This is a genomic window from Pseudomonas sp. GV105, assembly GCF_003058185.1.
Taxonomy (GTDB): Bacteria; Pseudomonadota; Gammaproteobacteria; order Pseudomonadales; family Pseudomonadaceae; genus Aquipseudomonas; species Aquipseudomonas veronii.
In genome coordinates, this window is sequence record NZ_QBUF01000018.1 from 79,000 (window position 1) to 99,382 (window position 20,383).

General features: G+C 62.3%; 18 protein-coding genes. 12 read left to right on the plus strand and 6 right to left on the minus strand.

Annotation, left to right across the window (positions count from 1 at the left end):
* Positions 1 to 35: 35 nt before the first annotated feature.
* Positions 36 to 1,619, plus strand: a complete 1,584-nt coding sequence (locus C8K66_RS27550; protein ID WP_108526546.1) for a murein L,D-transpeptidase — start codon at positions 36 to 38, stop codon at positions 1,617 to 1,619.
* A 25-nt stretch (positions 1,620 to 1,644) separates the two neighbouring features.
* Positions 1,645 to 2,454 carry a diaminopimelate epimerase gene (gene dapF, locus C8K66_RS27555; protein ID WP_108526548.1) on the plus strand — a complete coding sequence of 270 codons (810 nt, stop codon included), beginning with the start codon at positions 1,645 to 1,647 and terminating at the stop codon, positions 2,452 to 2,454.
* Between the two features lie 66 nt (positions 2,455 to 2,520).
* Here dapF and C8K66_RS27560 read toward each other — a convergent pair whose 3' ends face one another.
* A complete protein-coding gene (locus tag C8K66_RS27560) occupies positions 2,521 to 3,015 on the minus strand; it encodes a DUF1543 domain-containing protein (protein ID WP_057004674.1) in 495 nt (164 codons plus the stop codon).
* Positions 3,016 to 3,120: 105 nt separating this feature from the next.
* Between C8K66_RS27560 and C8K66_RS27565 the strand changes: the two genes are divergently transcribed.
* A complete protein-coding gene (locus C8K66_RS27565; RefSeq protein ID WP_017846513.1) occupies positions 3,121 to 3,942 on the plus strand; it encodes an aldo/keto reductase in 822 nt (273 codons plus the stop codon).
* Between the two features lie 30 nt (positions 3,943 to 3,972).
* On the opposite strand, the gene C8K66_RS27570 is transcribed toward C8K66_RS27565, so the two are convergent.
* The 5 genes from C8K66_RS27570 to C8K66_RS27590 all read right to left on the minus strand — a co-directional run bounded on the left by C8K66_RS27570 (position 3,973) and on the right by C8K66_RS27590 (position 8,275).
* Positions 3,973 to 4,302 carry a DUF6388 family protein gene (locus C8K66_RS27570; RefSeq protein WP_046383675.1) on the minus strand — a complete coding sequence of 110 codons (330 nt, stop codon included), beginning with the start codon at positions 4,300 to 4,302 and terminating at the stop codon, positions 3,973 to 3,975.
* Positions 4,303 to 4,324: 22 nt separating this feature from the next.
* Complete coding sequence (locus C8K66_RS27575) at positions 4,325 to 4,555, minus strand: hypothetical protein (RefSeq protein WP_226927611.1); 231 nt, start codon at positions 4,553 to 4,555, stop codon at positions 4,325 to 4,327.
* A 430-nt stretch (positions 4,556 to 4,985) separates the two neighbouring features.
* Positions 4,986 to 5,834: a metal-dependent hydrolase gene (locus C8K66_RS27580; protein ID WP_046383674.1), complete on the minus strand. Its 849-nt coding sequence runs from the start codon at positions 5,832 to 5,834 to the stop codon at positions 4,986 to 4,988.
* 15 nt (positions 5,835 to 5,849) lie between these two features.
* Complete coding sequence (locus tag C8K66_RS27585; RefSeq protein WP_017846509.1) at positions 5,850 to 6,740, minus strand: SDR family oxidoreductase; 891 nt, start codon at positions 6,738 to 6,740, stop codon at positions 5,850 to 5,852.
* Positions 6,737 to 8,275, minus strand: a complete 1,539-nt coding sequence (locus tag C8K66_RS27590; protein ID WP_057004672.1) for an NAD(P)/FAD-dependent oxidoreductase — start codon at positions 8,273 to 8,275, stop codon at positions 6,737 to 6,739. The genes C8K66_RS27585 and C8K66_RS27590 overlap by 4 nt, the downstream gene beginning before the upstream one ends.
* Before the next feature lie 258 nt (positions 8,276 to 8,533).
* Here C8K66_RS27590 and C8K66_RS27595 point away from each other — a divergent pair, with 258 nt between their 5' ends.
* The 9 genes from C8K66_RS27595 to C8K66_RS27640 all read left to right on the plus strand — a co-directional run bounded on the left by C8K66_RS27595 (position 8,534) and on the right by C8K66_RS27640 (position 20,354).
* On the plus strand, positions 8,534 to 9,532 hold the full coding sequence (locus tag C8K66_RS27595) for an alpha/beta fold hydrolase (protein ID WP_178087554.1): 999 nt from the start codon (positions 8,534 to 8,536) through the stop codon (positions 9,530 to 9,532).
* A gap of 294 nt (positions 9,533 to 9,826) precedes the next feature.
* The gene (locus C8K66_RS27600) at positions 9,827 to 11,107 is read left to right on the plus strand and encodes an alkane 1-monooxygenase (protein WP_046383671.1); all 1,281 of its coding nucleotides are present in this window, start codon (positions 9,827 to 9,829) and stop codon (positions 11,105 to 11,107) included.
* A 135-nt stretch (positions 11,108 to 11,242) separates the two neighbouring features.
* Positions 11,243 to 11,737 carry an alkane oxidation protein activator PraA gene (gene praA, locus C8K66_RS27605; protein ID WP_017846505.1) on the plus strand — a complete coding sequence of 165 codons (495 nt, stop codon included), beginning with the start codon at positions 11,243 to 11,245 and terminating at the stop codon, positions 11,735 to 11,737.
* A 133-nt stretch (positions 11,738 to 11,870) separates the two neighbouring features.
* Positions 11,871 to 12,380 (plus strand): alkane oxidation protein activator PraB, encoded by a 510-nt coding sequence (praB, locus tag C8K66_RS27615; protein WP_164887053.1) that lies wholly within the window; start codon positions 11,871 to 11,873, stop codon positions 12,378 to 12,380.
* Between the two features lie 113 nt (positions 12,381 to 12,493).
* Entirely contained in the window at positions 12,494 to 13,930 is a 1,437-nt protein-coding gene (locus tag C8K66_RS27620; RefSeq protein WP_057004669.1) for an outer membrane protein transport protein, read from the plus strand.
* 294 nt (positions 13,931 to 14,224) lie between these two features.
* The gene (locus C8K66_RS27625) at positions 14,225 to 16,750 is read left to right on the plus strand and encodes an acyl-CoA dehydrogenase (protein ID WP_108526552.1); all 2,526 of its coding nucleotides are present in this window, start codon (positions 14,225 to 14,227) and stop codon (positions 16,748 to 16,750) included.
* A gap of 71 nt (positions 16,751 to 16,821) precedes the next feature.
* The gene (locus C8K66_RS27630) at positions 16,822 to 18,165 is read left to right on the plus strand and encodes a 3-oxoacyl-ACP reductase (protein WP_108526554.1); all 1,344 of its coding nucleotides are present in this window, start codon (positions 16,822 to 16,824) and stop codon (positions 18,163 to 18,165) included.
* Positions 18,166 to 18,168: 3 nt separating this feature from the next.
* The gene (locus tag C8K66_RS27635) at positions 18,169 to 19,059 is read left to right on the plus strand and encodes a MaoC/PaaZ C-terminal domain-containing protein (RefSeq protein ID WP_108526556.1); all 891 of its coding nucleotides are present in this window, start codon (positions 18,169 to 18,171) and stop codon (positions 19,057 to 19,059) included.
* Positions 19,056 to 20,354 carry an acetyl-CoA C-acetyltransferase gene (locus tag C8K66_RS27640; protein WP_108526558.1) on the plus strand — a complete coding sequence of 433 codons (1,299 nt, stop codon included), beginning with the start codon at positions 19,056 to 19,058 and terminating at the stop codon, positions 20,352 to 20,354. The genes C8K66_RS27635 and C8K66_RS27640 overlap by 4 nt, the downstream gene beginning before the upstream one ends.
* The last annotated feature ends 29 nt before the right edge of the window (positions 20,355 to 20,383 follow it).

A 20,383-nucleotide genomic window follows, 5' to 3' on the forward strand; every position in this document is an offset into this window, starting at 1 on the left:
AGTACATCCCCCCACTGTGGATTGGAGCAAAGCTATTGTTCAAAAAACACGCATGTTACTTGAGCATTTGCTTGCTCGTTGCACCGCTGGTCGCTACAGCCGACGAAGTACCGATGGGCACGTTACCGGTGATTCCAGCCAGCCCGGTCCAACAGGCCCTCGCGCAGTTGCCCAGCGTGTGCCCCAGCCTTGCGTCGCGCATCGACGCGGCGACATTGGCGCGTCTGCAGGCGTTCTATCGGCAGCAGGGCGATGTGCCGCTGTGGGTCGCCGAACGCCGCCAGGCACTGCAAGCGCAGTTGCTGATGCTGGCCGACGACGGCCTGGACCCCACCCACTATAGCCTGCCCCCGGCGAACGCCACGGACAACGTGCTGTGCAGCGATATCGGCAGCAGCGAACAGTACCTGCAAGCCCTGCAGGATTTGCATTACGGACGCCTGCAGCAATCGCGCTTCGAACCGCTGTGGCATTTCCAGCCGCCCACCCGCGACCTGGACACCGAGGTGCTGGCCTTCGCCGCCACCGGGCTGCACGACATGGCGCAAGCCTTCGACCAGGCCCGGCCCAGCGCGGATTTATATCGCAGCCTGCGCAACGTCTATTCCACGCTGCGTAAGCAGCCATTACCGCATTGGGACGCGGTCGCCGGCGGGCCGCTGTTGCGCCCCGGCATGGAAGACCCGCGCGTGCCGGAACTGGCGCGGCGCCTCTACCGTGGTGGTTATCTCGCCAGCGAACCCAAGGACAACGGCAAGCTGTACCGCGACGAACTGGTCAAGGCGGTCAAGGCCTTCCAGGTCGGTCACTCATTGCAATCCGACGGCGTGATCGGCGCCGGCACCGTGGCCGAACTCAACATCAGCCCGGCGGTGCGCCGCGAACAGTTGCGCATCAACCTGGAGCGCTTCCGCTGGCTGAGCCAGGACCTGGAGCCCGAAGGCGTGGTGGTCAACGTCGCCGCCGCGCAATTGAGTGTCTATCAGAGTGGCATCCCGGTGTGGCAAACCCGCTTGCAGGTCGGCCGCGCCGAACGCCAGACACCGCTGCTCAAATCACGCATCAACCGGTTGACCCTCAACCCGACCTGGACCGTGCCGCCCACCATCATGCGCGAGGACAAACTCCCGGCCATCCGCCTCAACCCCGAATACCTGCGCCAGCAGAACCTGCAAGTGCTCGACCCCGAGGGCCGCCCGCTGGCGCCCGAACACATCGACTGGGCCCGCCCTGGCAACATCCTGCTGCGCCAGGAAGCCGGCCCGCGCAACCCGCTGGGCAAGATCGTGCTGCGTTTCCCCAACCCGTACTCGGTGTACCTGCACGACACGCCCAGCCAACCGCTGTTCACCAAAGGCCCGCGTGCGTTCAGCTCGGGTTGTGTGCGGGTCGAACAACCGTTGCTGCTGCGCGACCTGCTGGTGAGCCCGGCGGAGCGCGTTCGCACCGATGAATTGCTGGCCACCGGCGTGACCCATGAATTCCGCCTGGCGACGCCGGTGCCGGTGTTGCTCGGGTACTGGACCGTGGAAGTGGATCGCCAGGGCGAGTTGGTGTATGCGCCCGATATCTACGGGCGTGACCCCGTGTTGATGAAAGCCATGGGGAGCGTGCTCTGATTTGTCACCGCCCACAGCACACGCCATGACGCTGCCTTTCGTGAAGATGCACGCCCACGGCGACGACTTCCTCATCATCGATCGCCGTGGTCTGGATGATCCGATCAGCGCGCAGGTCGCTCGCCGTCTCGGCAATCGCCACACCGGCATCGGCTTCAATCAGTTGGCGGTGGTGCTCGATTGCGCAGACGCTGCCGCACGGATCAAATTCTGGAACCCCAATGGCACGCCCCTGCAAACCTGCGGCAGCGCTACGCGCGGTGTGGCCGAGCGGCTGATGCATGAAGCCGGCACCGATTCCATCGTGCTGCGTACCGACCGCGGTTTGCTGACCTGTGTGCGTGAGTCGGGGCAGCGGGTGTCGGTGAATATGGGCGCGCCATCGCTGGGCTGGGCCGCGGTGCCGCTGGCCGAGTCGATGGACACACTGTACTTGCCCCTCGAAGGCGACCCGGCGGCGTGCAGCATGGGCAACCCCCATTGCACCTTCTTTGTCGCGGACCTCGGCGCTGTCGACGTGGCAACCCTGGGCCCGGCCCTGGAAACCCACGTGCTGTTCCCCGCCAGGACCAATGTGCATTTTGTCGAGGTCATCGATCGTGGGCATATTCGCCTGCGGATCTGGGAGCGCGGCGGCGGCGTGCCGCTCGGGTCCGGCTCGTGCTGCTGCGGCGCGGTGGTGAATGGGATTCGCCGCGGCTTGCTCGACGACCGCGTCGAGGTGCAATGCGACGGCGGCACAGTCACCGTGCAGTGGGACGGGCAGGGCGGCGTGGTGTTGACCGGGAGCGTGGAGCCGATCATGCAGGGCATCGTCTATGTGCCCATAGGGTAAATTGAGTTCCGGCAGCGGTTCATCCGGTGCCGGCGGTTGAGCGTCGGCGGAGCGGCTAAAGCCGGTTCACGCCAGCACAATGTAGTCGTTCTGCTGGAGCACCGGCCGGTGCGGGGCTTGGACGAGGTGAAGGTAACGGCCGTCGGCCAGATCGATGGGCAGGCAGTCGTCGATGTCCAGCACGCCGTCGGTGTGGGCCTGTGACCAGTGACGCAGCAGCTGTTGCTTGCCTTTGCCCGTCGCTTCCTTTTTGTCGCGGGCAACCACCAGCAGGTAGTGATGCGCCTCGCCAAAGCGGTTGGTCTCGTAGCCGCCCAGGTTGATGAAGTACAGGCGCTGCGCGCCAGCCTGGGGTGCCAGGTGGCTGAGTTCGACTTTCCAACCGTCGACGCCATCGACCGCCATCCACGAATCGATATGCACGCCCTTGGGGCTGCCAAACCAGGCATCGCGTAACTGTGGGTAGGTGGCTTCCAGCGTATCCGCCACGGCGAATACCACGTCATGGACTTCGATCCTGGCCCGTGGGTGCTTGCCCCCGAGCATCACGACAAACAGCATTGCAGGCCCTTCCGGCGATTTGGCAAAAGGCAACCATACTTCGATTGAACCCGTTTGTCCGGTGAATGCCACACTGTTAACCCGCGAACGCATCAGGAGGTTGTCATGCGAACCATCGATCTGGCCGGTGTTCCGGTCCCTGTCATCGGCCAGGGTACCTGGCGCATGGGCGAAGACCCGGACCGGCGCCGCGCCGAAGTCGCGGCGTTGCAGTGCGGTATCGACGAGGGCATGACCTTGATCGACACCGCCGAAATGTACGGCGAAGGCGGCGCCGAAAGCGTGGTCGGCGAGGCCATTCGCGGCAAGCGCGAGCAGGTGTTCCTGGTGAGCAAGGTCTACCCCCGCAACGCCAGCCGCCGGGGCGTACCGCGCGCGTGCGATGCCAGCCTCCAGCGCCTGGGCACCGATTACATTGACCTGTACCTGCTGCACTGGCGCGGTCAGTACCCGCTGGCAGAAACCGTCGAGGCGTTCGAGCGCTTGCGCGAAGCCGGCAAGATCGGCCGCTGGGGTGTTTCCAACTTCGATGTGGCCGACCTGCAGGAACTTGCGTCACCGGCCTGCGCGACCAACCAGGTGCTCTACAACATCCAGGAGCGCGGCATCGAATTCGACCTGCTGCCGTGGTGGCAACAACATCACTTGCCGTTGATGGCTTACTGTCCGATCGCGCAAGGCGGCGAATTACTGTCCAGCCCGACCCTCAAGCAGATCGCCCATCGGCATCAGGCGACGCCCGCGCAGGTCGCGCTGGCCTGGGTAGTGCGTCAGGACGGGATGATCGCCATCCCCAAGGCCGTCACGCAAGAGCATGTGCGGCTCAACGCCGCCGCCGCTCAACTGGTGCTGGACGAACACGACCTCGACGCCATCGACCGGGTGTTCGGAGCGCCCAAGCGCAAGCATCCGCTGGCGATGGTGTGAGGCGATAAAACCAGCATGGGGCGTGCCGCGTCAGCCGCTCACGCCATGCAACTCGCAGTATTCGTCCCAGCTCATCCCCGCCATCTGCGCCACTTCCTTATGCACTTCGAGGCGTTGCGCTTCGAATGCCTGGGCGGATTCGGCCGTCAGCTTGAGGGTCAGCTCCCAGGCAAACAGCCCCAGGCGCTCGGCTTCGGCTTCGAACGCCTCATGCAGGCGTTCGGCGCGGTATTGCGCAAGGGTTTCGCCTTTGGCCTGGGCGGCCAGCGGGTTCAGAGTGTCCAGTTGGGTGAGGACATCCGGGTGTGCCTGCAGAAATCGGTCCAGCGCGAGTTGATGGGTATCGCCGGGTTGGGACACAGGTGGGTTCCTCGAAAAAAAGTCAGGCATCTGCGCCGGTGTCTTGGCAAGCCTGTCTACGCCGGGCGCGTTTGCGCATGCGGCGGTTTATCCGGGTGCGTATGGGGTCGAGGACGAAAAGTAACAGGTACGCGGTCAGCACCAGCGTCAGGTCGATCCAGGTTTCGCTGATCGGCCCTAAAAACAGCTCCATAACCGCCTTGGCCAGGTAGAGCAAGGCAACCCCACATAACCACAGCAGTGCGTTAAACATCAGTGGGTGCATAGTATTAGACCGTTTGTGTTGCATCTCAAGCCAAGCTCCTTGCTGCTGGCGATTTCAGCGTGTTCCCCTTGCTGCGCGATCCGGGAACCCTGAAAAAGTCGCAGATATTACATCTTGAAACAGGCTTAGGGGCTGGTTTTTATCAGAAAGTTCCGTCGCTAAAGCGCAAGCGCGCACATGAGCGTGCTGAGAAACCTGAAAAATCAACTGGGCGACCGCAACGGCTTTTCGTGCCGCGCCTGGTCATGTGTGGCGTTGGCCGGTGTGTTCCCGGCCCTGTCTTCGAGGGGCTGCGCGCCGGCCGCGAGGGCGCGCTGTGTGTTATTCGGCGTCGGCGGCGTGCGCCTCGACGCCGACCCGAGCACCCACGGCGATCAGGGTGGTCGTGGTGCTGTACCAGGTTGCGTGCGCGGCGGGTCTAGGCCTGGGCCGATCGGTATTCGCGCTGGGTCTGTTCGATCTCTTCGACCAAGCCCTCGATCCTCGCCAGGCGCGCACGGTTGTCGTGGTCCCACGGATGAAAGCCCGGCTTGAAGTAGTGCAGCCACGGCCGCAGCATCCGCGGGAACACGCCCTTGGGTCCATACAAAAACTTGAGCATGCGCCAGAACCCTTGCACATGCCCGCCGGCCTTGCGGTCGGCAATCAGCAGGCGCAGGTGGAAGTCGAACACCACCAGCCAGAAGAGCAGCGTCGTGGTTAGCATGCTTCCGGTGCGCAGCAGGTAGCGCAGGGGGCCCGGCTTGATCACGCGGTTCCACACGTCAAACGCCACTGCCTTGTGCTCGGTTTCTTCGAGGGCATGCCAGTACCACATCTGCTGGTAGCCCTTGAGTGAATCGCCGAAGCGCGAAGGGTCGCTCAGGAGGATTTCCGCGAGCATCGCGGTGTAATGCTCCAGGGCGATGGTCACCGCCAGGTTGAACGCCGGCGGCAGGTGTTTTTTCTGCAGGTCGAGGAAGAATTTCAGGCGCCGGTCCAGGCGATGTGCCGGCAGGCCTGCGGCTTGCAGCAAGTCGTTATAGGCGAGGTGTTCGCGGCTGTGCATGGCCTCCTGGCCGATAAAACCCTGGATCTCCTGTTTCAGCGCCGGGTCATCGATGCGTTGGCGGTAGTGGCGCACGCTGTCCATGAAAAACAGCTCGCCCTGGGGAAACAGCAGCGACAACGCATTGAAAAAATGCGTGATGAACGGACCTTGTTCGTGCCAGTCCTTGATGCGTTCGGCCGGCAAGGCAAAGCGGATATCGCGACGGATCGGTAGCATGGGGCTTGCTCCTGTTCAGAGACGGCTCTCGTCGTTGCTGTCAAACAGCGGCGTTGGGCGTTTGGGGGCCATGCGCTTGCTGGCGAACACCACCAGCGCTTGATAGGCCGCCGGCAGGCAGCGGGTGAGCAGGTCGAGAACATACGCATCGCGGCCGATGAGCACGCGGCGTTTGTTTTTGCGCACGCCCTGCAGGATCACTTTGGCGGCCTGGTCGGCGTCGGTGATGAACAGCTTTTCGAAATCGGCGCGGGCCTGCTGTTCGCTGTGGATCAAAAAGCCGGTCATGTTGGCGTCGATGCGGCTGCTGCGGCAGATATCGGTGCGGATGCCGCCGGGGTGGACACAACTGGCCGAAACGCCGCAACGTTGCAGGTCCAACTCCTGGCGCAGGGCTTCGGTAAAGCCGCGCACCGCGAATTTGCTGGCGTTGTAGCCGCTCATGCCGGGCTGGGCAAACAGCCCGAACACGCTGGACGTGTTGACCACATGGCCGTCGCCGCTGGCCTTGAGATACGGCAGGAAGGCCTTGGTCCCGTACACCACGCCCCAGAAATTGATGCCGATGATCCATTCCAGATCGCTGTAGTCCACGCCTTCGACGGTGCTCGACAGCGCCACTCCGGCGTTGTTGAAGATCAGGTTGACCTGGCCGTGCTCGGCAGCGCAACGCGCCGCCCAGTCTTGCATGGCGTGCCGGTCGGACACATCCAGCACCTGGGTGGTCACCCGCACCGGCGCCAGGGTGGCGGTTTGAATCAACGCCACGGTCTGGTCCAGGCCTTGGCTGTTCTTGTCCGCCAGCGCCAGGTGGCAACCTTCGCGCGCCAGGGCCAGGGCCAATGCGCGGCCCATGCCGGATGCCGCGCCGGTGATCGCCGCCACGCGGCCGTTGAATGACTTCATGACAGGCTCCCTTCTGCGGTGGAATGTGGCGCAGCCATTGCGCGGGGCGCCGCGTCAATCGGTGCCATGCTGGCGACATAATCCTTGAGCGCAAAATGCCGGGTGATCTGCTTGAAGCGCCAGGTTGAGCCGGGCCACAGGGTGGTGTTCTTGCCGGTGCGAGGGTCGAGGTACCAGCTCCGGCAGCCGCCGGTGTTCCAGATGGTGCGCGTGAGTTTGTCCTGCAATTGGTGGTTGTAGGCTTGTTCCACCGCGGGTTTGACCTCCACTGTGGCAATGCGGTGGCGCTGCATTTGTTGCAGCGCATCGAGGATGTAAGCGACCTGGGCTTCGATCATCAGGATCATCGAGTTATGCCCCAAGCCGGTGTTGGGGCCGATGATCAGGAACAGGTTCGGGTAGCCCGGCACCGTGCTGCCTTTGTAGGCATGGGCGCCGTCGTGCCAGGCGTCCATCAGGTCGACGCCGTGACGCCCGATGATGCAGTCGCGGGGCAGCGGGTCGGTGGCCTGGAACCCGGTGCCGAAGATCAGGCAATCGGCCGGGTGCTTGACGCCGTCGGCGGTGATCACGCCATCGGCTTCGATGCGCAGCACGCTGTCGGTCACCACCTGCACATTGCTGCGCGACAACGCTGGGTAATAGTCGTTGGAGATCAGCACGCGCTTGCAACCGAGGGTGTAGTCCGGCGTCAGCGCCTTGCGCAGGGCAGGGCGGGTGACGTGTTTGTGCAAGTGGCGCAGGGCGACTTTCTGCACCATCTTCATCAGCCGTGGGTGCCGGGCAAAGCCCACCACGCGGCCTTCCAGCGCCCAATACAAGGCGCCGCGCACCAGCCGTTGGGTGAAGGGCAGGTGCTTGAATGCCCAGCGCTCAACGCGGGAAATCGCTCGGTCGGGCTTGGGCATGATCCATGGCGGGGTGCGCTGGAACAGGTCCAAATGAGCGACCTGCGGCGCAATCTGCGGCACGAACTGAATGGCACTGGCGCCGGTGCCGATCACCGCCACGCGCTTGCCCTTCAGGGCATAGGCGTGGTCCCACTGCTGGGAGTGAAAGCGCTGGCCCTTGAAGCTGTCCAGCCCCGGGATATCCGGCAGCGCCGGGCGCGACAAGCCGCCCATGCCCGACACCAGCACCCGCGCGCTGACCTGGCGCCCGTTGCTGAAGCTCAGTTGCCAGCGTTGTTGCTGCTCATCAAACACCGCACGTTGCAGGCCCATGCCGAAGCGCAGATACGGCGCCAGCGCGAAACGTCGGGCGCATTGCTCCAGGTAGGCGCGGATCTCCGCTTGCGCGGCGAATTGGCGGGTCCAGTCCGGGTTGGGCGCAAACGAAAACGAATAGACGTGGGACTGCACATCGCAGGCGCAGCCAGGGTAGTGGTTGTCGCGCCAGGTGCCGCCGAGTGTCGCGGCCTGTTCGGCGATAAAGAAGTCGCTAAAGCCGGCTTCCTTGAGCTTGATCGCCATGCACAGGCCGGCGAAGCCTGAACCGATGATGGCGATGTCGATGGAATCACTGTGGGCATTCATAGGCGGGCCTGCGTGGGCATCGGATGTGCTCCTGTTTTTGTTTTGTCTTTTTAGATAGAACACCATTGCAAAGGAAAATTGAATTACTTATTTTAAAAAAGATTTTAAATAATCTACCTGAAAATATCGCCTAGGCTAGTCCCTGGCTCCTCATGTGCGACGGTATGCACGAAGTTTAGGTCCAGGGTGTGGGCGATGGCTGAGGCCTTGATCAATTCCGGTCGGGCGGTCGGCAGCAGGGAAGCAGAGGACCGAGCTATGGCTGTCGAATGGGTTATTGCTGCGGGTGTGCTGGTCGGTGCGAGCGTGGTGGCATGGGGCTTCAGTGCCTGGATGACACGGCGCATCGAAGCGGCCGTTCCAAGTAACGGGCGCTTTGTGGACGTCGATGGCGAGCGCTTTCATTTTCTCGACGAGGGCAAGGGCCCACCGCTGGTGATGATTCACGGGCTGATGGGCAGCAGTCGCAACCTGACCTACGCCTTGTCGGGGCAGTTGCGCGAGCATTTCCGGGTCATCACGCTCGACCGGCCTGGCTCGGGCTATTCGACCCGGCATCCCGGCACGGCGGCGGACCTGCCGGCCCAGGCCCGGCAAATCGCGGCTTTTATCCAGGCGCTGGGCCTGGATCGACCGCTGGTGCTGGGGCATTCCCTCGGTGGCGCGGTGGCCCTGGCGCTGGCCCTCGACCATCCCCACGCGGTCTCCGGGTTGATCCTGGTGGCACCGCTGACCCATCCCCAGCGCCTGTTGCCGCTGGTGTTCCTGTCATTGGCGGTGCGCCCGGCGTGGCTGCGTCGCTGGCTGTCGCACACGCTGACGATGCCGATCGGCCTGCTGACCAAAGGCTCGGTGGTCAAGGGCGTGTTCGCCCCCGATCCTGCACCAGCGGACTTCGCCACACGCGGCGGCGGGCTGCTCGGCATGCGCCCGGCCAACTTCTATGCGGCCTCCACCGAGATCAACCAGGTCAACAATCACCTGCCGGGCATGGTCAAGCGCTACCCGCAACTGACCCTGCCCATCGGCTTGATCTACGGCGCAAAGGACAAGGTGCTGGACTTTCAAAAGCACGGCCAGGCCCTCGCGAGCCGGGTGCCCGGCCTCAAGCTGCAACTGGTGGAGGGGCGCGGCCATATGTTGCCGATCACCGCGACGGAGCGTGTTGTGGCGGTGGTGGAACAGGTGGCCAAACGGGCCCGATCACCGCAAAACACCACCGTCCTGCATCCACCGTTGGCCCTGGCGAACAAATAATCGGGCCATCCGAGTCGCGGCACAACGGCGTCAATGCGCGCTCTAGACACCTGACCAGCCAGCTGAAAAAGAGACTGCTCGGTCACGCAAAAAAGGGCTCGATAAACTAGTTGACGACCTAACGATTCCGCGTTATTTATTTAAAAAAATATTTCAATGTTTGTTTTGAAATGATTTTTGAAATGCCTAAGAGCGAATAACAATGAAAAAAACGTCTTTTATCGCATGGTTGATTTCCCGGAGCCTTCCGCGCTCCTTGAACCTGTTTTGCACCTGCCCCGTCCGGAGGTTGCCATGAATCAGACCCTGGCCACCCCGCAGGTCTGGGCCGACGGCAAACGCCACCTGTGGTGGCTCGGCATCCTGCCCCTGGCAACGCCTTTACTCGCCGGCACACTGGCAATCACCAGCGGCGTGCAACAACTGTGGTGGGTTGGCGTATTGGTGATCTTCGGCCTCATCCCGCTGATCGATGGCCTGTTGGGCGAAGACGTGAGTAACCCGCCCGAGTCCGCCGTCAACCACCTCGAATCGCAACGCTACTACCGCTGGATCATCTACACCGGCGTGCTGTTCGTCATCGCTTCGGTGGTGATCACCGGTTGGCTGGCTGCCGGCGGTATCGACTGGATCATCAACGGCGGTTTGCTCCAGGCCACCGCCGCGCTGGAACCTTCGAGCTGGCTGGCGAAAACGGCCGCCTATCTCACCTCGCGCACCCAACTGCACGGCCAGGTCAGTGCCTTCACGTACCTGGGCATGGCCATGTCCACGGGCGCGGCGACTGGCATCGCGATCAACACCGCCCACGAGTTGGGGCACAAACCCAAGCCGCTGGAAGTGTTCCTGGCCAAAGTCACTTTGGCGCCGACGTTCTACGGGCACTTCTATACCGAACACAACCGGGGCCATCACGTCCGTGTCGCCACCCCGGAAGATCCGGCCAGCTCGCGGCTGGGGGAAAGTTTCTGGGCTTTCCTGCCGCGCTCGGTGTGGTTCAGCGCCCGCTCGGCGTGGAACCTGGAGCGCGAACGCCTGCGCAAACTCGGCCTGCCGGCCTGGCACTGGAAAAACGCCGTGCTCAGCGCCTGGCTGTACAGCGTGGTGTTGTGGGGCGCGATGATTGCCTGGTTGGGGGCGGCGGTGATTCCGTTCCTGATCATCCAGGGCATCTACGGCTTCTCGCTGCTGGAAGTGGTGAACTACGTCGAACACTACGGCCTTAAACGCCAGAAGTTGCCCAACGGCCGTTATGAGCGTTGCTCGCCGCGACATTCGTGGAACAGTAACCGGATCGTGACCAATATCTTTCTGTTCCAACTGCAACGGCACTCCGATCATCACGCCAATCCGACGCGCAGTTATCAATCGTTGCGTCACTTCGATGAATCGCCGCAACTTCCCTACGGTTATGCAAGCATGATTGTCTGGGCTTACGTGCCGTATTTGTGGCGACGACGGATGGACCATCGGGTGCTCAGGCATTATGCCGGGGATATCACCCTGACCAATCTTCAACCGTCCAAGCGTCTGCACTATCTGAAACAATACGGCGGCAATAGCAAAACGTTCTGAGATGAACTGAAAAAGTTACCTGGCGTGCTCGGGATCTTTGTCTCGCGCGGTTTCTTATCGCCCAGCGTTTATCGATTTCATTGCAAGAGAGTTGTTTGACCCCAAAAAAATAAAAGCAAGGGAAGGACGTTCACCATGCAAACACCTGCCAAGTTCACCGCCCATATCTTATTGGCGGCATTGGGTCTGATTGTCTATCAGCAAGCCCAGGCTGCCCGTATTGAACCTGCCGGTAGTGCGTTTACTGCCCAAGGGCCCATCAGTTTTTCCAAAGGCAAGCTGATCAGTGCCGACTGCACCATCAAGGTGGCGGGCAAGGTTGCCGCCGACGGTTCGTCCGTCAATGTCGACAAGGTCGAATTCGACGGCGGCCTCAAGTGCAGCCGGGTCGAAGCGATCAACCTGCCGTGGATCTTGGTGGCCAAAGACACCCAAAGCGGCTCGATGTCGAAGATCAGCGTGGACGTCCACGCCTTCGGCCTGGGCGGCAAGTGCGGCCCTTCCACGGCCGACGGCACCTGGGATAACGCCACCGGCAAGTTGGAAGCCGTCAATGTGCCGATTGGCGAAGACTGCAAGATCAAGACGGTGTCGATCAAGATGCCGGCCAACTTCAAAGTTGTCGAATAGATATATCCGATAGTTGCAGCGGTAATTGAATTGAAATTTGGCTGGAAAGGGAAGTTCTGCAGTTTCTCCGTGACCTCTCGTTCATGGCCATTACCCCTGGCGAATGACTCGCCATAACATGTGAGGAAAAATAATGAAAAGTTTGAAAACCCTCGTTTGTGCAACTTCGCTTGCTCTGTGCTTTGGCGCGGCTTCGATGGCCAACGCGGCGACGATCACGCCTGCGGGACCTTTCACTACTAGTGCCGGCACCATTGTGGTGACGTCTCCTTCGTCTGCGGGCGCCCCTATCACGTGCGGAGTCACTTTTGGCGGCACGGTGACTAGCGGTGTGGTCACCATCACTGCGGCAACTCTCTCTGGCGGCGGACTCTGTGGCTTGCCTGTCCTGAAGAACATTCCGTCTCCAGGTTGGGTATTAAGCGCAACCAGTTACGACCCAGTCACCAAAAAGGGCACCGCTACTGTGACCAATGTTGGCTGGACCGTTGCTTTCCCGCCTTCCAACTGTGGCCCAGGCACGCTGAATCTGGTTTGGGATGAAGTCACTCAAACGCTCTCGACGACTTCCAGCCAGTCGCTCTCGGGCAGTTGTGCTGTTCAGTCGTTGTCCGTCAAGGCGCCGACTCTGCACATGCAATAAGAACAACGGACTGATCACCCGTGCAAAGGCAGGCGCCTCGTCAGAGGCGTCTGTTGCGCAAAAGCCCGACGTATCAGCTGAGCGTTACGGATAAAAACAATAAGGAGTGGAGCATGAATAATAAGAAACAGCAGGCACACGCATTCATCGGCCTGACATTGCTGGGATGTCTGGTGGCAGCAGGGGCGGCTCAGGCAGGTGGCTTCATGACTCCTACCGCTAACACAGCCGGGTGGGGCCGGGCATTCGGTGGTGGTTCGATGTTCAAGGACGATCCATCATCGGCGTTCAATAACCCGGCGGCGATGGCGTTCATTGATAAAACCATCTCGCAATTCACCATCAACTACGCGGACATCAACATCAAGTACAAAGGCTCGGCTTACGATTATTCAGGCCGTCCGATGTCGGATACCACCCTTGATGAAAACTTTTCGCCGGTCTATCACGACCGCACCGGGGACGGTGGCCAGGGTGGTTTCGAGGCTTGGGTGCCTACCGGTTTCATGGTGATCCCCATCAATGACCGGTTCAGTTTTGGCCTGAGCCAAGTGGTGCCCATGGGCGCACGCACGACTTGGGACCCGGACTGGAAAGGCCGTGATTTTGCCGTGGATACCCGAATCGAAACGGTTGGCTTGACCGCTTCTCTGTCGTTCAAGGTCAATGATCAGTTTTCCGTGGGTGGCGGTACCATTCTTCAGCACACCAAAGGTTTTGTAAGTCAGAACGTCGATCTCTATGCCGCCGCCGCTCAGTCGCCAGGGTTGGGGGGTATTCCATTTCCGGCAGGCATGGGGCATGCGCTGATGCGGGTCAAGGTGGACAACAACTCCCTTGGCTGGTTTGCCGGTGTCGTCTGGAAACCCACGGAATTCGACACGCTCGGCCTGAATTACCACGCCAAAATCAAGAACAAACTGGAGGGCAAATACAATATCTACGCCGATCCGGGATCGGAAGCGTTGATGACCACACCGGTGGTTGATGGCAAAACCCTGGTGGAATTGGCATACCCGGGCTTGCACCTCTATCCCGGTGGCGCCAACGCTACGACGCAACTGGACATCCCGGCCAATACATCCATTGACTGGGTACATCAGTTCTCTGATCGCTTGAGTTTGGGTGCGAGCGTCACGTGGACCGAGTGGTCGTCGTTCAAGGACCTGACCTTGAAGTCCAATGGCAGCACCATTGTGTCGATTCCTTATAACTACAAAAACACATGGATGTACTCGCTCGGCGGAGACTACAAACTCACCGATGATTTAACCGTGCGCGCCGGCGTGGCCTTTGACCAGACGCCAACCCGTAACTCCACGCGTGACCCGCGTATTCCGGATGGTGATCGGACGTTCGCTTCCTTGGGCTTTGGCTACAAGATCCGTGCGATTCCTGGGTTGAGCATTGATGGGGCGTACTCTCGGCAGTTCGTGGAAACCGTCAACCTCAAAACCAAGAATGTGGATCGCCTTGGTGGTGGTTCGCTGGATGGCAAGTCTGAAGCAAAGGGTGAAGTGGTCAGCATGTCGGCAACCTACGAGTTCTGATTCATCGTTTTAGCCTTGCCGCGACGCTGGAAACGAGCAGTCAGCGCATCTTTCTGCACGGTTTGTCCCAGCATGGCATCGACGGGTCGCGCAGGCGACCCGTTCCACTCTCTTTCACATGGGCTCAACACGGCTGACTCGCTCAGCTTCGAATGTTTTCATCAAAGCATTAAATAAAAATTTCAAAATAAAATTTTAATCTGGTTTTCTGAGTTTGTAGCGTGGTTTTGCACCGCAGGTCATTTCGACTGATCCGCGCGTTCGCCACGCCCTGAATCGAGTAGAGGTATCCCCATGGTGATCTGGTTATTGGTGGGTTTCGCAGCCGCGATTGCCCTGGCGTATCGACAAGCCGCCGCTGTCCACTGGCTGGGCGCCGGCCTGGCCTGGCTGGCGGCCGGCTACCTGTTCAACGCGGTCGCCGTTTTCGGCACCACCGTCGTGGCGCTGCTAGTGGTCTTGCCCGCGTTGCTGATGACAATCAAACCGCTGCGTCGCCGCCTGTTGACCAGCAAGGCTCTGAGCCTATTTCGTACAGTTATGCCGGCAATGTCCGACACCGAGCGCGCGGCCATCGAGTCCGGCACCGTGTGGTGGGATGCCGAACTGTTCAGCGGCCGACCCGACTGGCAGCGCCTGCTGCAAGCCGCGCCGGCCAGCCTGAGCGCCGAGGAGCAAGCCTTCCTCGACAACGAAGTCGAAACCCTGTGCGACATCGCCAACGACTGGGAAACCACCCAGGTCTGGCAAGACATGTCCCCCGAGGGCTGGCAGTACACCAAGGACGCCGGTTTCCTCGGCATGATCATTCCCAAGCAGTACGGCGGCAAAGGCTTCTCCCACTACGCGCATTCGCAAGTGGTGATGAAGCTGTCGACACGCTGCTCGGCGGCGGCGATTTCGGTGATGGTGCCCAACTCCCTGGGCCCGGCGGAATTGCTGCTGCATTACGGCACCGATGCCCAGCGCAATTACTACCTGCCGCGTCTGGCGCGTGGCGAAGACATCCCGTGTTTCGCGCTGACCAGCCCGTATGCCGGTTCCGACGCTGGGGCGATTCCGGACCTGGGCATCGTCTGCAAAGGCCTGCACGAAGGCGAGGAAGTGCTGGGTTTCAACGTGACCTGGGACAAGCGCTACATCACCCTTGGCCCGATTGCCACAGTGCTTGGCCTGGCGTTTCGTGCGCAAGACCCGGAAGGTCTGCTCGGCCAGCCGGGTTCGCTGGGCATCACTTGCGCGTTGATCCCAACCTCCCATCCGGGCGTGAACAGCGGTCGTCGGCACTGGCCGCTCAACGCGGTGTTTCAGAACGGTCCTACCACCGGCAAGGATGTGTTCATTCCCCTGGAGTGGGTCATCGGCGGGCGCGAACAGGTCGGCAACGGCTGGCGCATGCTGATGGAATGCCTGGCGGCCGGTCGGGCGATTTCCTTGCCGTCGGCCAACGTCGGCCTGGGCAAGGTCGCAGTACGCGGCACCAGTGCCTATGCGGCGATGCGCAAACAGTTCGGCCTGCCCATCGGCAAGTTCGAAGGCGTGCAGGCCCCGTTGGCGCGCATGGCCGGGCATTTGTATGCCTGCGACGCGGTGCGCAAGGTGTCGGTGGCATCGCTGGATGCCGGCGAGAAACCTTCGGTGATCTCCGCCATCGCCAAATACCACGTCACCGAGCGCGCGCGGGTGATCGTCAACGACGGCATGGACATCGTCGCCGGCAAGGGCATCTGCATGGGCCCCAACAACTTCCTGGCCCGCGCTTATCAACAAAGCCCGATTGCGATCACGGTAGAAGGCGCGAACATCATGACCCGCTGCCTGATCATCTTTGGTCAGGGCCTGATCCGTTGCCATCCCTATGTGTTGCGCGAGATGGAAGCGGCGCGCAACCCCGATCGGCGCAAGGCGCTTGAAGCGTTTGACAGCGCAATGTTCGGCCATATGAGCTTTGTGCTGGCCAATACGGTGCGCGCCGCAGTGCATTCGCTCACTGGCGGGCGCCTGATTTCCGCACCCGCCAAGACCGAGCCGGCGTTGGCGTCCTACTACCGTCAGGCCAATCGACTGTCGGTGGTGTTGGCTTTGATCTCGGACGTTTCCATGGGTGTGCTCGGCGGTGCGCTCAAGCGCAAGGAAAGTATCACCGGGCGCCTGGGCGATATTCTTTCGCAGTTGTACATCTTGTCTTGCGTGCTCAAGCGCTTTGAAGATGACGGCCGGCCCCAGGCGGATTTGCCGCTGGTGCATTGGTCGGCCCAGGATGCGTTGCTGCGCGCCCATGAAGCCCTCGCCGAAACACTCGATAACTATCCGTCGAAAGCCGCTGCGGCGGTGGTGCGCGGCTTGAGTTTTCCGTTCGGTATTCCCCTGCGTAAACCCTCGGACCGGCTGTTGGCCCAGGTGGCGGATGTGGTGCAGACCCCCGGCGAAACCCGTGAGCGCTTGCTGGCCAATTCCTATATCCCACGTCCGGAAATCGACAAGCTGGCCTACGGCGAATTGGCTTTCCGCCTGTTGCCGCAGGTGGAGCTGATCGAAGCACGGCTCAAGCCTGCGATCAAACAGGGCTTGCTCGAAGCGATGCCGATCGCCGCCACGGCCTTTGCCGCCTGGCGCGTCAAGGCGCGGGCGCTGGACTTGATCAGCAGCGATGAAGACGCCTTGCTCGCGCGCTATGTGGAATATGCCGACCACGGCATCCAGGTCGACGACTTCCCGCAGGACTTCGGTCTGCTCGAGGCGTTGCAGCAGCGTAAGCACGTGTTGCAACCGTCTACCCAGCGTCGTACCAGCCAGGGCGAGAATGCTTCGGTCAATTGAGTGGCACTGAATGAACGCGCCTACATGGCTCGGGCGTTCATACCGATACCGCATCGTGAGTGGATGTTTATATGAGTGACAGCTACCTATCGTTCGTCAATTCTCCCTGGGGCCGACGCCTGGCCCAGGCCATCGGCCTGCCGCAACCGTTGCTGCTGCAACGTCATCACCGTGGCCAGCAAGGCCTGGCCAACCCGGTGATCGTCGCGGGGGCAGGGCGCCTGGCTGTGCAAGTGCAACAGATTTTCAGCGCCACCGACACGGTTGCCGCCACTGCGGCGACCCTCAAGGCGCCGTCTACGGTCAAGGTGCAGGGCGCGGTGTTCGATGCCACTGGCGTCGTCGACCTGCAGCAACTCGATGAGCTCTACGTATTTTTCCACGCCAACGCCAAGCGCCTCGCCCAGCATGGCCGCGTGGTGGTGCTCGGCACTGCTCCCGAAGACTGTCGGGATTTGCCCCAGGCCATCGCCCAGCGCGCCCTCGAAGGGTTGGTGCGTTCGCTGGCCAAGGAACTGCGCCGGGCGATCACCGTGCAATTGATCTACGTCGCGCCGGGGGCCGAAGACGCCCTGGACAGCAGCCTGCGCTTCTTTCTGTCGCGTCGTTCGGCCTATGTGTCGGGGCAAGTGGTGCGCCTGGAAAAACCGCTGGACGGCCCTGTCACGGTCAACTGGGACACCCCCTTCGCCGGCCGCCGCGCGCTGGTTACCGGTGCCTCCCGTGGCATCGGCTTGGCGATTGCCCAGGTATTGGCCCGCGACGGCGCCCATGTGGTGTGCGTGGATGTGCCCCAAGCCGAGGACGCGCTGCAACATGCCGCCGCCAGCGTCGGTGGCTCGGCGTTGCCACTGGACATTACCGCAGCAGATGCGGCCTCGCTGTTGCAGGCCCATGTCAGCCAATCCGGCGCCTTCGACGTGGTGGTGCATAACGCCGGGATCACCCGCGACAAGACCATCACCAAGATGACCGAAGCGGCGTGGCGCAATGTGCTGGCGGTCAACCTGCAAGCGCCGTTGCAACTGAGCCACGCGCTGCTGGAATGCCAGGGCCTGAACCCGGGCGGGCGTATCGTCTGTGTGTCGTCGATTTCCGGCATCGCCGGCAACCTCGGGCAAAGCAACTACGCCACTTCCAAAGCCGGGGTGATCGGCCTGGTCCACGGCCTGGCGCCGTTGGCGGCGGCGCAGCAGGTCACGGTGAACGCGGTGGCGCCGGGGTTCATCGAAACCCAGATGACCGCGAAGATCCCGCTGCTGATCCGCGAAGCCGGGCGGCGCATGAATTCGCTGTCCCAGGGCGGCCAGCCGATCGACGTGGCCGAGACCATCGCCTGGCTGGCCCACCCGGCGTCCGGCGGCGTCAACGGCCAAGTCGTGCGCGTGTGCGGCCAAAGCCTGCTGGGAGCTTGAGCCATGGACTACGTGACGCAGATCATCGACCCGCCGCCGTCGCAGCCCCAGTTGTTGCTGGACGGCCTGCGCGCCTTGCGCAAACCCAAGCTCGACGGCGCGCCTGAGTTGCCCAAGGCGCGTCTGGTGCGTTCGGCGGTGGAATTGTCGGCCACCGGCATCGCCGCGTATGGCCGCGCCTGTGGTTTCCGGCATGAGCAGGGCGTGCCGCTGTCCCACCCGCAGGTGCTGGCGTTCCCGTTGCACCTGATGCTGCTGACCCGGCCGAGTTTCCCGTACCCGGCCAGCGGCATGGTCCACCTGGCCAATCGCATTCGTCAGCACCAGCGCTTGCACGCAGGCCAGGCCCTGCGCCTGGAGGTGTATTGCGAGCGTTGGGTGGCGCACCCCAAGGGCCAGGCGCTGAGCATCGCCACCCGGGCCTACGGTGCGGACGCGCTGCTGTGGGAAAGCGACAGCCTGTACCTGCGGCGTGACGTGAATAACCCGGTGGGTGAGCCATGGGCGGACGTGCTGCCCTTGCAGGAAGAAGGCCTGTTGCGCACCCAGCGCTGGGTGCTGCCCGCCGACCTGGGCCGGCGGTTTGCCAAGGTCTCGGGGGATTTCAACCCGATTCATACCTCGCTGATCGGCGCAAAACTCTTTGGCTTTCGCCGCGCCATCGCCCACGGCATGTGGACATTGGGCCGCGCATTGGCCGCCGAGCAACCGCCGGGCGGCCTGGATCAGGCGCAAGCGCACTGCGACTTCAAGCTGCCGATCTTCCTGCCCGGCCAGGTCGCGCTGTGGCGCCGCCCCGTGAGCGGCCCGCGGCGTGAGTTCGAAGTGCGCAACTTCGCCGGTGACAAACCGCACATGCGCGGGCTTTTTATCTGGAACGAGCGCCTTAAATGAATGACTACAGCTTCAACCCGGCCCCGACCCGCCGCGTGGCGATCATCGGCGGCAACCGCATTCCGTTTGCCCGCTCCAACACGGTGTACGCCCACGACAGTAACCAGGATTTGCTGGTGGCCGCGCTGCAAGGCCTGGTCGACCGCTACAACCTGCACGGCCAGCGCCTGGGCGAGTTCGCCGCAGGCGCGGTGATCAAGCACTCGCGGGATTTCAACCTGGCGCGTGAGTCGCTGTTATCGACCACGCTGTCTGCGCAAACCCCGGCCTACGACTTGCAACAAGCCTGCGGCACCGGCCTGGAAGCGGCCTTGCTGGTGGCGAACAAGATCGCCCTCGGCCAGATCGACGTGGGCATCGCCGGTGGCGCCGACACCACGTCCGACGCGCCCATCGGCCTCAATGAAGCGCTGCGCCACACCTTGCTTGCGGCCAATCGCGCCAAGGCCATGGGCGACAAGGTGAAGGCGCTGCTGAAGGTGCGTCCGTCGATGTTCTTCAAGCCGCTGCTGCCGCGCAATGGCGAACCGCGCACCGGTCTGTCGATGGGCGAGCACTGCGAAGAAATGGCCAAGCGCTGGCAGATCAAGCGCCTGGCCCAGGATGAATTGACCCTCAGCAGCCACCAGCGCCTGGATGCCGCCTATCAACGCGGTTTCTTCGACGACCTGATCAGCCCCTATCGCGGCCTGGCGCGGGACAACAACCTGCGCGCCGACACCAGCCTGGAGAAGCTCGCCAGCCTGTCCCCGGCCTACGACCGCCAGAACGGCACGCTCACGGCGGGCAACTCCACACCGCTGACCGACGGCGCCTCGGTGGTGCTGTTGGCCAGTGAAGCGTGGGCCGCCGAACACGGCTGGCCGGTATTGGCCTACCTGCGCACCGGCGAGACCGCGGCGGTGAACTTTGTCGACGGCAGCGAAGGCCTGCTGATGGCGCCGGCCTATGCCGTGCCGCGCATGCTCAAGCGTGAGGGCCTGGGCTTTGCCGACTTCGATTTCTTCGAGATCCACGAAGCGTTCGCCGCCCAGGTGCTCTGCACGCTCAAGGCCTGGGAAGACGCCGACTACTGTCGCGAACGGCTGGGGCTGGACGCACCGCTGGGCACCATCGACCGCGCCAAGATGAACTTCAACGGTGGCTCCCTGGGCTGCGGGCATCCCTTCGCCGCCACCGGGGGCCGGCAATTGGCAGCGTTGGCCAAGGCGATCCACGAGCGTGGCGGCGGGCGCGGCCTGATTTCGATCTGCGCGGCGGGTGGGCTGGGCATTACCGCCATCGTCGAAAAGTAGCGCTATCCAAAACAACAACAAGGAAATTG

What these genes read in the sequence shown, in the direction of transcription:
- dapF (WP_108526548.1), top strand. Translation starts at nt 1,645, where the DNA reads ATGACGCTGCCTTTCGTGAAGATGCACGCCCACGGCGACGACTTCCTC.
- C8K66_RS27640 (WP_108526558.1), top strand. Translation starts at nt 19,056, where the DNA reads ATGAATGACTACAGCTTCAACCCGGCCCCGACCCGCCGCGTGGCGATC.
- C8K66_RS27560 (WP_057004674.1), bottom strand. Translation starts at nt 3,015, where the DNA reads ATGCTGTTTGTCGTGATGCTCGGGGGCAAGCACCCACGGGCCAGGATC.
- C8K66_RS27585 (WP_017846509.1), bottom strand. Translation starts at nt 6,740, where the DNA reads ATGAAGTCATTCAACGGCCGCGTGGCGGCGATCACCGGCGCGGCATCC.
- C8K66_RS27595 (WP_178087554.1), top strand. Translation starts at nt 8,534, where the DNA reads ATGGCTGTCGAATGGGTTATTGCTGCGGGTGTGCTGGTCGGTGCGAGC.
- C8K66_RS27625 (WP_108526552.1), top strand. Translation starts at nt 14,225, where the DNA reads ATGGTGATCTGGTTATTGGTGGGTTTCGCAGCCGCGATTGCCCTGGCG.
- C8K66_RS27580 (WP_046383674.1), bottom strand. Translation starts at nt 5,834, where the DNA reads ATGCTACCGATCCGTCGCGATATCCGCTTTGCCTTGCCGGCCGAACGC.
- C8K66_RS27575 (WP_226927611.1), bottom strand. Translation starts at nt 4,555, where the DNA reads ATGTTTAACGCACTGCTGTGGTTATGTGGGGTTGCCTTGCTCTACCTG.
- C8K66_RS27620 (WP_057004669.1), top strand. Translation starts at nt 12,494, where the DNA reads ATGAATAATAAGAAACAGCAGGCACACGCATTCATCGGCCTGACATTG.
- C8K66_RS27600 (WP_046383671.1), top strand. Translation starts at nt 9,827, where the DNA reads ATGAATCAGACCCTGGCCACCCCGCAGGTCTGGGCCGACGGCAAACGC.
- C8K66_RS27630 (WP_108526554.1), top strand. Translation starts at nt 16,822, where the DNA reads ATGAGTGACAGCTACCTATCGTTCGTCAATTCTCCCTGGGGCCGACGC.
- praA (WP_017846505.1), top strand. Translation starts at nt 11,243, where the DNA reads ATGCAAACACCTGCCAAGTTCACCGCCCATATCTTATTGGCGGCATTG.
- praB (WP_164887053.1), top strand. Translation starts at nt 11,871, where the DNA reads ATGAAAAGTTTGAAAACCCTCGTTTGTGCAACTTCGCTTGCTCTGTGC.
- C8K66_RS27565 (WP_017846513.1), top strand. Translation starts at nt 3,121, where the DNA reads ATGCGAACCATCGATCTGGCCGGTGTTCCGGTCCCTGTCATCGGCCAG.
- C8K66_RS27590 (WP_057004672.1), bottom strand. Translation starts at nt 8,275, where the DNA reads ATGAATGCCCACAGTGATTCCATCGACATCGCCATCATCGGTTCAGGC.
- C8K66_RS27635 (WP_108526556.1), top strand. Translation starts at nt 18,169, where the DNA reads ATGGACTACGTGACGCAGATCATCGACCCGCCGCCGTCGCAGCCCCAG.